Raw genomic sequence first — 12,985 nt, 5'->3', positions numbered from 1 at the left:
GCCAGAGCGAAGGCGGGCCTCCCACAGCCCGCTCCGCTTATCGTGAAGCGTGCTCAGGCCAGCCAGGGCGGTGCACGATCCGTGCCGAGAAGCTCTTCATAGCTCTGGCGCGGCCGCGTCACGGCATATTCCGCCCCCTTCACCAGCACCTCTGCCACGAGCAGGCGCTGATTATAGGTCGAGGACATGCTGGCGCCATAGGCGCCCGCCGTCATGAAGGCGATCAGGTCATCTGGCTTCAACGTGGGCAGCACGCGCCCGCTGGTGAAGGTGTCGCCCGATTCGCAGATCGGCCCGACCACGTCATAAGCGACGGTCGCGGCATCCGCGTCGGCCTCGGTCACCGGCCAGATCTCGTGATAGGCCTCGTACATGGCCGGCCGCACCAGATCGTTCATCGCGGCATCGACGACGAGGAACTGCTTGGTCGGGCGCGGATTGAGATGCAGCACCCGCGTCAGCAGGACGCCGGCATTGCCGACGATCATCCGGCCCGGCTCGAAGCCGAGCTCGACATCGAGCCCCCTGGTGACACGGCCGACCATCGCGGCATAGGCGTCGATCAGTTCGGGCCCATGGTCGAAATCCTTGGGCATTTCGTAGGGAATGCCCAGACCGCCGCCGAGATCGAGCCGGTCGACGCGATGGCCTTCGCCCCGCAGCGAACCGACCAGCGCGACCATCTTGGTATAGGCCGCCTCGAAGGACGCCGTCTCGCGGATCTGGCTGCCGATATGGAGCGCAAGCCCCATGATCCTTACGCCCGACATGTTGGCGGCGCGGGCATAAAGCCGCCCGACCTCCTCGAAGGACACGCCGAACTTGTTCTCCGACGAACCCGTCGTGATCTTGGCATGGCCGCCGGCGCCGATATCAGGATTGACCCGGAACACGGCTTCCTGGCGCTTGCCGAGCTCGGCGCCGATGCGCGAGAGCAGGTCGAGTTCCCGTTCGGTCTCGATATTGACCTGGTAGATGCCGGCTTGGATCGCGAAACGCAGTTCGCTCTCGCTCTTGCCGACACCTGAGAAGACGATTTTCTCCGGCGGAAAACCTGCAGCCAGCGCCTTGCGGATCTCGCCCTCGGAGACCGTATCGGCCCCGGCGCCCAACGCCGCCAGCGTCTTCAGCACGCCGAGATTGCCGTTGGCCTTCATGGCGTAGAAGACATGCGCCTTCCCGGCCGGCGCAGCCGATTTCATCGCCGCCTCGTAGAGCCGGTAATGCCGCTCGATCGTGGCGGAGGAATAGACGTAAACCGGCGTGCCGACTTCGGCCGCGATCCGGCTCAGCGCGACCTCCTCGGCAAAGAGCGAGCCGTTGCGATAGGCGAAATGATGCATGCTGCACCTAAAAATCTGTTTGCAAGAAACGGCTGACAAGAAGCCGTGGAGATTATCGCCAGCCCTCGTCCTGAGGAGCTATTCCGGCAGGAATAGCGTCTCGAAGGATGCTCCAGTGCGCTCTGGACCATCCTTCGAGACGCCGCTTTGCGGCTCCTCAGGATGAGGGCTCAGAATTAACCGGCGGTCAGAGAAGAGGGTCGAGCACGAAGGGCTTTTCCGGAATCGTGATGGCGCGGTTCGCCTTCGGCGGTTTCGCCAGCACCGACGTTCCCAGCGAGGCGGAATCGGTTTCGACCGCGCCGATCTGGCTGTCGGGCAGATCGATGGCGTTAGTGGCGTTCGGCGGCGCTTCGAGCGGCCCCTTGCGGCCGCAGGCGCCGAGCGCGAGTGCCAGCAGGCCAGCGACCAGCACGGCGCGGCCAAGTTTCAGACGGGAATGCAGCACGAACAGGAACCCTCGGGCGAAGCGTGGCGGAGACTGTAGCGAAAGGCGCGACAGCTTGCGAGTGAAAGCGCGTCATTCTCAGGGCAGCACATCGCGCAGCCCGAAGAATCTCCTGCGGGAGCAGCCCGGGTCAAGCCCGGGCATGCCGGAAGCGTCAGCGCTGCTCCTTGGCGAGTTGCTTCAGCCAGCGCCGGGCCTGCCGTCGCACATTGGCGGGCGCGGTGCCACCGTAGCTGACGCGGCTCTTCACCGACTGCTCGACACCGAGCACGGCAAAGACGGCCTCGGTGATGGCGGGCTCGACGGCCTGCATTTCGGCCAGTGTCAGCTTCTCCAGCCCGATCTTCTTCTCCGAGGCAATGCCGACGAGGCGGCCGGTGACATGGTGAGCGTCCCGGAACGGCATCTTCAGCACGCGCACCAGCCAGTCGGCGAGGTCCGTGGCGGTGGCATAGCCCATACCCGCCGCCTTCTTCATCACCTTCAGGTCGGGCTCCATGTCGCGCACCATGCCCGCCATCGCAGCCAGGCAGAGCGAGAGGGTCTGGAGCGCGTCGAACGTGCCTTCCTTGTCCTCCTGCATGTCCTTGGAATAGGTCAGCGGCAGGCCTTTCATCATCGTCAGCATGGCCTGCAGCGCCCCGAAAACGCGCCCCGCCTTGCCGCGCACCAGCTCGGCGGCATCGGGATTGCGCTTCTGCGGCATGATCGAGGACCCCGTCGAGAACTTGTCCGACAGGCGCACGAAGCCGAATTGCGGCGTCGCCCAGAGCACGATCTCCTCGGCCAGACGCGACAGATGCATCGCGCAGATCGAAGCCGCCGCCAGCGTCTCCAGCACGAAATCGCGATCCGAGACCGAATCGAGCGAATTGGCGGTCGGCCGGTCGAAGCCCAGCGCATGCGCCGTCATCTCGCGGTCGATCGGGAACGAGGTGCCGGCAAGCGCGGCTGCGCCCAGCGGGCATTCGTTCAGCCGCTCGCGCGCATCGCGGACGCGGCCCCGATCACGGCCGAGCATCTCGACATAGGCCAAGAGATGGTGCCCGAAGGTGACCGGCTGCGCCGATTGCAGATGGGTGAAGCCCGGCATCACGGCCCCGGCATGGAGATCGGCCTTTTCGGCCAGCGCGAGCTGGAGGTCGGCCATCTGCAGGTCGATATCGTCGAGCGTGTCGCGGACCCAGAGCCGCATGTCGGTCGCGACCTGGTCGTTGCGCGAGCGCGCGGTGTGCAGGCGGCCGGCCGCGAGCCCGATCTTGTCCTTGAGGTTGCTCTCGATGTTCATGTGAACATCCTCGAGCGCACGCGAGAACGTGAAGCTGCCGGCCTCGATCTCGCTCTCGACGCCCTTGAGTCCCGCGCTGATCGTGGCGACATCGTCCTTCGTCAGGATACCGGTCTCGCCCAGCATCGCCGCATGGGCGAGCGAACCCCGGATGTCCTGGCGCCACAGGCGCTTGTCGAAATCGATGGAGGCGTTGATCTCTTCCATGATGGCGTCGGGACCCGTGGCGAAACGTCCACCCCACATACGATTGCTCACGACTGACTTTCCTGCTTCTAGGACGCCCATGACGTCGCGTTGGAAAAAATCGGCGGCCTTCGGGGTCGTGGCGTTGCTCGGCCTCGGCGGCGTAGCGGCCTTCTACTCCGTCACGGGCGATGCCGGCAATTCCGGTTCTTGCCGGGCCGCCAAGGCGACAGCTGCGCGCCTGCAGCCGCTGGCGCAGGGCGAGGTCGCGGCCATGGAGGTCTCCAGCCGCCCGGCGCCGGTTCCCGATCTCGGTTTCGCCGGTCCCGACGGCGCCCCGCTGACCCTGTCGAGCTTCAGGGGACGCACCGTGCTGGTCAATCTCTGGGCCACCTGGTGCGCGCCCTGCCTGCATGAGATGCCGGCGCTCGACGCGCTTCAGGGCGCGCTCGGCGGCCAGGACTTCGCGGTGGTCGCGATCAACATCGACACGCGTAATCTCGACAAGCCCCGGACCTGGCTGGCCGACAACAAGATCACCGGCCTGCCCTATTACGCCGACGCCCAGGCGAAAGTGTTCCAGGACCTGCGCGCCGCCCGCAAGATCGAGGGCATGCCGGTGAGCCTGCTGGTCGATCCCGAAGGCTGCGAACTGGCGATGCTGCAAGGCCCGGCCAATTGGGCGAGCCCCGATGCCAAGGCCCTGATCGGCGCCGCGCTGAAGCGCTAGAGCATCGGCCCGAAAAGCGGAACGCGGTTTTCGGGAAAAGTCGGTGCAGAATCAAAGGCTGTAGGACCGTTCGCCGAGAGGATCGCATCCGCCGATTGCCTCTCCCGAGCCCATTCTCCATATAGTCTCAGGCATGACCTACACGATCGGCCTGGCCACCACCTTCCACGACCCCGCCGTTGCAATTCTCGATCCCGCCGGCGAGGTGCTCTTCGCCGAGGCGACGGAGCGCTACCTGCAATACAAGCGCGCGCCCAATTGCGAGCCCGACCCGGCGCCGCGCATGGAGGGCCTGCTCAAGCGCTACATTCCCGAGGGTGCGCAGATCCGGATCGCCACGAGCTGGGGCGAGGCGTTCACCGGCTTTCTCGACCAGATGAGCCGGGCCGGCTCGTTTTCACTCGACGCCCTGCTCAAGCTCTCGCCCGAACTCAACCGCTCGCTGGTGCCCGAGCGCACCGAACGGGCATTGATCGCCTCGCTGCATACCGGCCAGCAGCGCGCCGGTCTGGGCACGCTGCTCGGCCTCGATCGCGCCTTCGGCAAGGCCGACATCACCGGCCTGACCCGCCATGGCCACCATCTCAGCCATGCGGCCTATGCCTGCTGGTCCTCGCCCTTCAGCGATGCCGCCTGCCTGATCGTCGACGGCATGGGCGAAACCGGAGCCTCGGCGATCTTTGCGCTCAAGGACGGCGCGATCACCGAGGTTAAGCGCCATCGCGGCCGGGAATCGATCGGCTTCTATTTCGGTCTCGTCACCGATCTCGCCGGCTTCGACCAGGCCAAGGGCGAGGAATGGAAGATCATGGGGCTCGCGCCCTATGGCAAGACCGACGCGGAGCTGATGGCGCTGCTGCGCAAGCTCTACCGGATCGAGGGCCACAAGCTCTCCTTCGCCGATGCCGCAACCGTTCGCAGCGTCAGCCAGGACATCCTCGCGCGGCGCCCGCCAGAGGCGCTCGAGCAGGGTTGGGCCGACCTCGCCCGCTGCGGTCAGGATGTCTTCGCCGAGATGATGGAGGCGCTCCTGTCGGAGACTGCCGCGCTCGTGCCGTCAGACAATCTCGTGCTCGCCGGCGGCTGCGCGCTGAACTCCTCCTTCAACGGCAAGATCGTCGGCCGCCACGGTTTTGCGCGGGTCTTCGTGCCCTCGGCGCCGGCCGATGACGGCAACGCCATCGGCGCCGCCTGGCTCAGCCATGCGCAGGCGAACCCCGGCTGGCGCGCACCTCGCGGACCGCAGACGCCCTATCTCGGCTCGACGGTGTCGACCGAACCGCTGGAGCGCATGCAGGCCTGGGAGCCGCGCCTGCGCAAACTTGCGCCCGACGAGGTTGCACCCACCACCGCCCGCCTGCTGACGGAGGGCAAGCTCATCGGCTGGGTGCAGGGCCGGGCCGAATTCGGCCCCCGCGCGCTGGGCAATCGCTCGATCCTGGCCGATCCGCGCCCCGCCAACGCCAAGGACCTGCTCAACGCCAAGGTGAAATACCGCGAGGCCTTCCGCCCCTTCGCGCCCTCGATTCTCGCAGAGCACGGCGCGGCCTGGTTCGAACACTATCAGGACGCGCCCTATATGGAGCGCACCCTGGTCTGGAAGGATGCCGTGCGCGCGCATGTGCCGGCTGTCGTGCATGAGGACGGCACCGGGCGGCTCCAGAGCGTCACGGCAGAGCGCAATCCGCGCTACCACGCGCTGATTTCCGCCTTCCATGCGCTGACCGGCGTGCCGGTGGTGCTGAACACCTCCTTCAACATCATGGGCAAGCCGATCCTGCACACGGCGGAGGATGCGATCCTGATGTTCTATACCAGCGGGCTCGATGCGCTGGTCGTGGAGGACTGGCTGCTGGTGAAGTGATCGGGGTTACGCAGCCAAGCTGTGAGGCTCTCAGCGTTTCCGAGGTTGGAGTGCGTCTCCCTCAGCCCTCATCCTGAGGAGCCGTTCCGGCAGGAATGGCGTCTCGAAGGATGGCGGATGAGGCTCCCGATCTAGCTGGGCCATCCTTCGAGACGCCGCTTCGCGGCTCCTGAGGATGAGGGCTCGTCTTTCCAAAGGATGAGGGCTCGCCCTTTCCAAACGCGCGCTCAGGCCTCATCCTCGGTCGCGGAATGAGGGTGACACGATGCTGCAACTGCGCCCGAACTGCGAATGCTGCGACCGCGATCTCCCGCCGGACGCTCGCGACGCGATGATCTGCACCTTCGAATGCACCTTCTGCGCCGATTGCGCGCAGGCGCGCTTCCAGGGTGCCTGCCCCAATTGCGGCGGCGAACTGGTGCGCCGGCCGATCAGGCCGGCGAGCAAGCTGGAAAAATACCCGCCGTCACAGGAGCGCGTCCGCAAACCGAATCCGGAATGCGCGCCGGCGTGATCTGGTGAATGGCGTGGTCTGGTACATAGCGTGACATGGCACCAGAGCCGTCTGCGTGCTCGCGAAGCCGGATGAGCAACTCGCAACCGCAATTCTGCATCGTCGCTGGACCCGACGGCGTCGGCAAGACGACCTATGCATTCCGCCATATCCGAGCCGTGTCAGGCAGCACGAGTTTCGTCAATCTCGACGAGATCGCCCGCGGTCTATCGCCGCTCGATCCGTCTGCCGAACAGCAGCGCGCTGCACGCGTCGCACTCGAAATGACGCGCTCGCTGATCGCCGAGCGTCGTTCGTTTTCGATTGAAACAACGATGTCGGGGAAAACCCATCTGCGTACGATCGCCGCTGCGCGCGAAGCCGGCTTTGGAATCAACCTGCTGTTCTTCCTGACCGCTTCGCCCGAGGTTTCCCTTTCGCGCATCGCCCGTCGCGTCAGCGAAGGCGGCCATGACGTAGCCGAGGTCGATGTACGCCGCCGCTTTGCCCGGGCGATCGACAATCTGCCGCTCTACATCGGCGCAGTGGATCAGTGGCGCGTCTTCGACAACGCCACCTTGCGGCCAAAGGCGGTCGCGGAAGGCCGCCGCGGCTGCATTGCGCTGATCGAGAGGTCGCCGACGCTGCCAGACGCGCTATGGGCGGCGCTCGAAACGCTGCCGCCCTGTCCCGAAGCTTAAGGGAAAGCCTCAGCTCGCCTGCTTGACCGTGATGCCCTTCTCTTCGAGCAGGGTCTGCAATTCGCCGGCCTGGAACATCTCGCGGGTGATGTCGCAGCCGCCGACGAACTCGCCCTTGACGTAGAGCTGCGGAATCGTCGGCCAGTTCGAATAGGCCTTGATGCCCTCGCGGATCTCCTGGTCCTCCAGCACGTTGACGCCCTTGAAGGGCACCCCAACGTAAGAGAGGATCTGCACGACCTGGCCGGAGAAGCCGCACATCGGGAATTGCGGCGTGCCCTTCATGAAGAGCACGACATCGGCGGACTTCACTTCGGCATCGATACGGGCGTTGACGTCGCTCATGGTCTGGTCTCCTGCGGCGGGGTCAAGGCCCGCTGGAATGGTCGTCTAGAATATTGTCGTTCTAATTCTGGGGAACCGCCGTCGTCAGCGCAAGGGCATGCAGCACGCCGCCCATGTTTCCCTTGAGCGCGGCATAGACCATCTGGTGCTGCTGCACCCGGCTCTTGCCGGCAAAGGCCGATGAGGTGACGGTCGCGGCGTAATGGTCGCCGTCTCCCGCCAGATCCTTGATCTCGACGATCGCATCCGGCAGCGCCGCCTTGATCATCGCCTCGATGTCATGTGCATCCATCGCCATGGCGGTGTCTCCTACATTCAGGGTTGCCGCCTTCTCGTCATTGCGAGGAGCGAAGCGACGAAGCAATCCAGGAGGTCGTCGAGCGAGACGTCTGGATTGCTTCGCTGCGCTCGCAATGACGCAAGCGGCGCTGGGATCAGTGGTCAGGCGGCTTTGCCGGACATGTAGTCCGGCAGCCAGTTTTCATGGGCGCTCTTCAGCGCCGACACGGCAATCGCCGCCTCGCCGGGAAGGCTCAGCATGTCCCCGCCCGTCGTACCCAGCATGACAGCCGGCACACCGGCCGCCTTGGCCTCGGCCAGCAGCGCCTCGGCCGATGCCTGGGGCACCGCGACAAGATAGCGCGCCTGATCCTCGCCGAAGAGCACGGCATGGGCTGCGCCCGAAGGCAGCGCGTCGATCGTGGCGCCGACACCGCCTGCCATCACCATTTCGGCGAGCGCGACCGCCAGCCCGCCATCAGACAGATCGTGGCAGGTGCCGACACGTCCGGCGCTGATCAGGCCGCGCACGAGATCGCCATTGCGGCGCTCGACGGCGAGATCGACCGGCGGCGGCGCGCCCTCTTCGCGGCCGCAAACGGTCGCAAGATAGGCCGACTGGCCGAGCCAGCCCTTGGTCTCGCCGATCAGGATGATCGCTTCGCCGGCCGCCTTGAAGGCGATCGTTGCATGCCTGGTCACATCCGCGAGCACGCCGACGGCGCCGATGGTCGGTGTAGGCAGGATCGAGACGCCATTGGTCTCGTTGTAGAGCGAGACGTTGCCGGAGACGACGGGGAAGTCGAGCGCGCGGCAGGCTTCGCCGATACCTTTGATGCAGCCGACGAGCTGGCCCATCACCTCGGGCCGTTCTGGATTGCCGAAGTTGAGATTGTCGGTGACGGCAAGCGGCGTCGCGCCAACCGCAGTCAGGTTGCGCCAGGCCTCGGCCACCGCCTGCTTGCCGCCCTCGAACGGGTCGGCCTCGCAATAGCGCGGCGTCACGTCGGCGGTCATGGCAAGGCCCTTCGGCCCGTCCTCGATCCGGATCAGGCCGGAATCGCCGCCCGGCGTGATCACCGAATTGCCGAGGATCAGCGTGTCGTACTGCTCGGTGATCCAGCGCTTCGAGCTGAGGTCGGGCGAGCCGACCAGCTTCAGCAGCGCCTCCGTATTGGACAGCGGCGGCTTCACCGCATCGGCCGCGACGACCGGAAGCTTGGGCGTCTCGATCCAGGGCCGGTCATATTCGGGAGCCTCGTCGCCGAGTTCCTTGATCGGCAGGTCGGCCATGACGTCGCCCTGATGCTTCACGACGAAGCGCAGGTTGTCGGTCGTGTAGCCGACGACGGCGAAGTCGAGGCCCCACTTCTTGAAGATCGCCTCGGCCGGCTCTTCATGGCCGGGCTTGATCACCATGAGCATGCGCTCCTGGCTCTCCGACAGCATCATCTCATAGGCGCTCATGCCGTCCTCGCGGCAGGGCACGGCGTCGAGGTTCAGCTCCACGCCGAGATCGCCCTTGGCGCCCATCTCGACGGCCGAGCAGGTCAGGCCGGCCGCGCCCATGTCCTGGATCGCGTCGACATGGCCGGCCGCCATGATCTCGAGGCAGGCTTCGAGCAGGAGCTTCTCGGCGAAGGGATCGCCGACCTGCACGGTCGGACGGCGCTCCTCGCCGCCTTCGCCGAAGGCCGCGGAGGCCATGGTCGCGCCATGGATGCCGTCGCGGCCGGTCTTGGAGCCCAGATAGACGATCGCCTTACCGACGCCCGAGGCCTTGGCGTAGAAGATCTCGTCGGCCCGGGCGATGCCGACCGCCATGGCGTTGACCAGGATGTTGCCGTCATAGCGGCTGTGGAAGCCCGTCGCGCCGCCGACATTGGGCACGCCGAAGGAGTTGCCGTAGCCGCCGATGCCCGCAACCACGCCCGAGACCAGATGGCGCGTGCGCGGATGGCTCGGATCCCCGAAACGAAGCGCGTCGAGCACCGCGATGGGGCGGGCGCCCATGGTGAAGACGTCGCGCAGGATGCCGCCGACGCCGGTCGTGGCACCCTGATAGGGCTCGATGAAAGACGGGTGGTTGTGGCTCTCCATCTTGAAGACGATGGCCAGGCCGTCGCCGATATCGATGACGCCGGCATTCTCGCCCGGTCCCTGGATGACCCAGGGCGCCTTGGTCGGCAGCGTCTTCAGATGCAGCTTCGAGGACTTGTACGAGCAGTGCTCGTTCCACATCGCCGAGACGATGCCGAGTTCGGTGATCGACGGCTCGCGGCCGATCAGATGAAGGAAGCGCTGATACTCGTCAGGCTTCAGGCCATGCTCGGCCACAAGCTGCGGGGTGATCTTGATGTCATTGGGAATCACAGGCGACGGTTCCTGACGTTCGGGCCCGGGTGCCAGCCCTCGATGCGCGGGGCATAGCGCGCCTGCCGGCCTGAGACAACGCATTCCCGCCCTGCATCACCCTGCTGGCACGCAATCTGCGCTGTTTTCCCCGGCATGGAGCGGACCGTGCCATGGAGGAGCAGGTCATGTCGCTTTTGTCTCGTTTCGGGAAAGACAGTTCCGGCAACGTCGCGATGCTGTTTGGCCTGGCGATCATCCCGCTTCTCGGGGCCGCCGGCGCAGCCGTCGACTATGCCCGGGCCAGCTCTGCCCGCGCGACATTGAACGCAGCGGTCGATTCGGCGGCTCTGATGGTCGCCCGCGACGCCACGCGCCTGACCGATGCGCAATTGAAGACCCGCGCCGAAGCGCTGATCCGGGCCAATCTTCAGGGCAATTCCGACGCGAAGCTCGGAAGCTATTCTGTCTTGGTCAATCGCACCGCCCGGACCGTCAGCGTCAAGGCGGACACTACGGTCGCGACGAGCCTGACCAAGATCATCGGCATCGACACGATTCCCGTGGCTTCGACTGCGCAGGCCGGCTGGGGCACCAACACGATCGAGGTTGCGCTGGTGCTCGACAATACCGGCTCCATGGACCGCTCCAGCAAGATGGACGAGCTCAAGAAGGCGACGAACAAGTTCATCGACACGATGCAGGCATCGAATGCGACGCCCAGCAATATCAGGGTTTCCATCGTCCCCTTCGAGACGCAGGTGCGCCTGCCGCTGAGCTATAAGGACGAGGACTGGATGCGGTTCAAGACCCGGGCCACGGATCCCGCCTATCTCGTCCAGAAGCAGGACTGGCAGGGCTGCGTCGCCGATCGGGACTCGCCATATGACACCAGCGACGCCAGCGCCGCCGCACTCGACGCCAAATATCCCGCCACGACATGCGCGACGAGCGTCACCAGGAACACGGGCCTGGCCGAACTGCGTCCCCTCACCGACAACTGGCAGAACCTGCGCGACACCGTCACGGCGATGCGCCCCGTCGGCAACACCAACGTCACGGTCGGCATCGCCTGGGGGCTGGCGGCGCTCAGCCGGGATGCCCCGCTGCCCGAGGCCGCCGACACCGGCACGCCGCGCCTGACCAAATACATGATCGTGCTGACCGACGGCGACAACACCGACAACCGCTTCACCAAGGACATGCCGCGGGGCACCAACAAGGCTGCGCTGATCGATCCAAAGACCAAGGCGGCCTGCGACTCCGCCAAAGCCGCCGGCATCAAAGTCTATACGATCCGCGTCATCGACGGGAACGCCGGGCTTCTCCAGGGCTGCGCCTCCAAGCCGGACATGTATTACAACGTCAAGGACGCAGCCGGCATCGGCCCGGTGATCGAAGCCATCGCCCGGGAAATCAGCGCCGTTCGCCTGACGATGTGAGCCCTTCCAGCGCCGCTCTCAGCGGCGCCGGGATCGCGACCGGTTTCTGTGTCGTGCGCTCGACATAGACATGGGTGAAGCGGCCCTGTGCCGCCGCCTGCCCCGCGCCTTCGCGGAAGATGCCGAGCCGGTAGGTCACCGAGCTGGTGCCGAGCCTGTCGACGCCGAGGCCGATCTCGACCGTCTCGGGAAAGGCGACGCTCTCGAAATAAGTGCAGGTCGTTTCGACGACGAGCCCGATGACGGCACTGCTCGCGGGGTCGAGGAAACCGCGCTCGATCAGCCAGGCGTTCACCGCGGTGTCGAACCAGGCGTAATAGACGACATTGTTGACGTGGCCGAAGACGTCATTGTCATGCCAGCGCGTCGGGACCGGGCGGAACAGACTGAAATCGGCGCGGGCGAGACGGGGTTGGCGCTGGTTCATCCTCGAGTACCTGTCATACATCAAGCCCTCACCCTGAGGAGCAAGGCGGAAGCCTTGCGTCTCGAAGGGTGTTCCAGCGCGCTCTGAACATCCTTCGAGACGCCGCTGCGCGGCTCCTCAGGATGAGGGCTGAGTTACATCGACGCCTCGTCAAGAGCTCGCTCATCATCAAGCGTCTCCCGCCTTCTCGCCCGTCTTGATCTCGGGCACGCCGAGCGCATCGGCCAGCCGCGCCTTGGCCGAGCCCGGCCGCAGCGGCTTCTGCTGGCTTTCATGCGGAACCCAGCCCGAGAGCCAGACGATCTCGAAGGTCGCGCGCAGCCGCCCGTCCGCGTCGGCAAAGCGCTCGGCATAGATCGCCGCAGCCCGCAGCAGCGTGTCGCGGCGCAGGCCAGTCTTGCGCCGGGCCGCCAGCGCGTTGCCCCAGCCCATGGCGCGCAGATCGCGCAGCAGGCCGAACATGTCGCGATAGCGCACGGTCACGACCTCGCTGTCGACGACCGGCAGTGCAAAGCCGGCGCGCTGCAGCAGGCTGCCGAGATCGCGCAGATCGACGAAGGGCGCAACGCGCGGACTGACGCCGCCGGCCGTCTCCGCCTCGGCTTCGAGAAGCGCCTGCCGCAATTCCTGCAGGCTGCGCCCGCCGAGCAGGCAGCCGATGAACAGGCCATCGGGCCGAAGCGCGCGCCTGATCTGGATCAGGGCTCCCGGCACGTCGTTGACGCCATGCAGCGCCAGCAGCGACACCGCGAGATCGAGCGAATTTGGCGCCAGCGGCAGGCGTTCGAGGTCGCCGACCAGATCGGCTGGACCGCCTTCCACCTCCGCCATCCGCAGCAGCGTGTCGGCCTTTGCGCGCAGGACCGGGCCTGCCAGCGGCAGCGGCGTGCCGAGATCCGCGGCCGCGCCGAATTGCCGCAGCACCGCGCCGAGCCGCTCGTCCAGATCCTCGGTGGCGCGCACCAGCAGGAAGTCGGGATATCCCGCGGCAAGCGCGCGCGCCAGGCGCAGACGCCCAAGCGCGCGGTCGAACACGATCCCGTCCTCGCTCAACCGCGCAACTCCCTCACCCCGGCCGGTCGATCCG

General features: G+C 66.1%; 13 protein-coding genes. 5 read left to right on the top strand and 8 right to left on the bottom strand.

Annotated elements, in window-relative coordinates:
* Positions 1–53 precede the first annotated feature (53 nt).
* From lysA to argH, 3 genes are all read right to left on the bottom strand, one after another.
* A complete protein-coding gene (gene lysA / locus C4S73_RS15515; protein WP_103873423.1) occupies positions 54–1,343 on the bottom strand; it encodes a diaminopimelate decarboxylase in 1,290 nt (429 codons plus the stop codon).
* Between the two features lie 187 nt (positions 1,344–1,530).
* Positions 1,531–1,791 carry an LPS translocon maturation chaperone LptM gene (gene lptM / locus C4S73_RS15510; RefSeq protein ID WP_103873422.1) on the bottom strand — a complete coding sequence of 87 codons (261 nt, stop codon included), beginning with the start codon at positions 1,789–1,791 and terminating at the stop codon, positions 1,531–1,533.
* Between the two features lie 154 nt (positions 1,792–1,945).
* On the bottom strand, positions 1,946–3,337 hold the full coding sequence (argH, locus tag C4S73_RS15505) for an argininosuccinate lyase (RefSeq protein ID WP_103873421.1): 1,392 nt from the start codon (positions 3,335–3,337) through the stop codon (positions 1,946–1,948).
* A 28-nt stretch (positions 3,338–3,365) separates the two neighbouring features.
* On the opposite strand from argH, the gene tlpA reads away from it, so the two are divergent.
* From tlpA to C4S73_RS15485, 4 genes are all read left to right on the top strand, one after another.
* Entirely contained in the window at positions 3,366–3,995 is a 630-nt protein-coding gene (gene tlpA / locus C4S73_RS15500) for a thiol:disulfide interchange protein TlpA (RefSeq protein WP_244595618.1), read from the top strand.
* Positions 3,996–4,128: 133 nt separating this feature from the next.
* The gene (locus tag C4S73_RS15495) at positions 4,129–5,859 is read left to right on the top strand and encodes a carbamoyltransferase family protein (protein WP_103873419.1); all 1,731 of its coding nucleotides are present in this window, start codon (positions 4,129–4,131) and stop codon (positions 5,857–5,859) included.
* Positions 5,860–6,124: 265 nt separating this feature from the next.
* The gene (locus tag C4S73_RS15490; protein ID WP_103873418.1) at positions 6,125–6,373 is read left to right on the top strand and encodes a DUF1272 domain-containing protein; all 249 of its coding nucleotides are present in this window, start codon (positions 6,125–6,127) and stop codon (positions 6,371–6,373) included.
* 71 nt (positions 6,374–6,444) lie between these two features.
* Positions 6,445–7,053, top strand: coding sequence for an ATPase (locus tag C4S73_RS15485; RefSeq protein ID WP_160115794.1), 609 nt, complete (start codon positions 6,445–6,447; stop codon positions 7,051–7,053).
* 9 nt (positions 7,054–7,062) lie between these two features.
* Here C4S73_RS15485 and grxD read toward each other — a convergent pair whose 3' ends face one another.
* From grxD to purL, 3 genes are all read right to left on the bottom strand, one after another.
* Complete coding sequence (grxD, locus tag C4S73_RS15480; protein ID WP_103873416.1) at positions 7,063–7,398, bottom strand: Grx4 family monothiol glutaredoxin; 336 nt, start codon at positions 7,396–7,398, stop codon at positions 7,063–7,065.
* Between the two features lie 61 nt (positions 7,399–7,459).
* Complete coding sequence (locus C4S73_RS15475) at positions 7,460–7,696, bottom strand: BolA family protein (protein WP_103873611.1); 237 nt, start codon at positions 7,694–7,696, stop codon at positions 7,460–7,462.
* 143 nt (positions 7,697–7,839) lie between these two features.
* Entirely contained in the window at positions 7,840–10,050 is a 2,211-nt protein-coding gene (gene purL / locus C4S73_RS15470; RefSeq protein WP_103873415.1) for a phosphoribosylformylglycinamidine synthase subunit PurL, read from the bottom strand.
* Between the two features lie 167 nt (positions 10,051–10,217).
* Here purL and C4S73_RS15465 point away from each other — a divergent pair, with 167 nt between their 5' ends.
* Positions 10,218–11,471 carry a TadE/TadG family type IV pilus assembly protein gene (locus C4S73_RS15465; protein WP_160115793.1) on the top strand — a complete coding sequence of 418 codons (1,254 nt, stop codon included), beginning with the start codon at positions 10,218–10,220 and terminating at the stop codon, positions 11,469–11,471.
* Here the strand turns inward: C4S73_RS15465 and C4S73_RS15460 are convergent.
* A complete protein-coding gene (locus C4S73_RS15460) occupies positions 11,446–11,898 on the bottom strand; it encodes an acyl-CoA thioesterase (protein ID WP_103873413.1) in 453 nt (150 codons plus the stop codon). The two genes, C4S73_RS15465 and C4S73_RS15460, sit on opposite strands and share 26 nt — an antisense overlap.
* A gap of 168 nt (positions 11,899–12,066) precedes the next feature.
* A complete protein-coding gene (locus C4S73_RS15455; protein ID WP_244595617.1) occupies positions 12,067–12,951 on the bottom strand; it encodes a class I SAM-dependent methyltransferase in 885 nt (294 codons plus the stop codon).
* Positions 12,952–12,985 lie beyond the last annotated feature (34 nt).

Origin of the sequence: Allobosea lathyri, assembly GCF_900108245.1 — a bacterium.
Taxonomy (GTDB): Bacteria; Pseudomonadota; Alphaproteobacteria; order Rhizobiales; family Beijerinckiaceae; genus Allobosea; species Allobosea lathyri.
Note: the sequence above shows the minus strand (reverse complement) of the source record. Positions and strands in the feature narration are given on the sequence as shown.

Coding starts and splice junctions, on each gene's coding strand:
- lysA (WP_103873423.1), bottom strand. CDS start 1,343: ATGCATCATTTCGCCTATCGCAACGGCTCGCTCTTTGCCGAGGAGGTC.
- tlpA (WP_244595618.1), top strand. CDS start 3,366: ATGACGTCGCGTTGGAAAAAATCGGCGGCCTTCGGGGTCGTGGCGTTG.
- C4S73_RS15495 (WP_103873419.1), top strand. CDS start 4,129: ATGACCTACACGATCGGCCTGGCCACCACCTTCCACGACCCCGCCGTT.
- C4S73_RS15490 (WP_103873418.1), top strand. CDS start 6,125: ATGCTGCAACTGCGCCCGAACTGCGAATGCTGCGACCGCGATCTCCCG.
- C4S73_RS15485 (WP_160115794.1), top strand. CDS start 6,445: ATGAGCAACTCGCAACCGCAATTCTGCATCGTCGCTGGACCCGACGGC.
- grxD (WP_103873416.1), bottom strand. CDS start 7,398: ATGAGCGACGTCAACGCCCGTATCGATGCCGAAGTGAAGTCCGCCGAT.
- C4S73_RS15475 (WP_103873611.1), bottom strand. CDS start 7,696: ATGGCGATGGATGCACATGACATCGAGGCGATGATCAAGGCGGCGCTG.
- C4S73_RS15465 (WP_160115793.1), top strand. CDS start 10,218: ATGTCGCTTTTGTCTCGTTTCGGGAAAGACAGTTCCGGCAACGTCGCG.
- C4S73_RS15460 (WP_103873413.1), bottom strand. CDS start 11,898: ATGAACCAGCGCCAACCCCGTCTCGCCCGCGCCGATTTCAGTCTGTTC.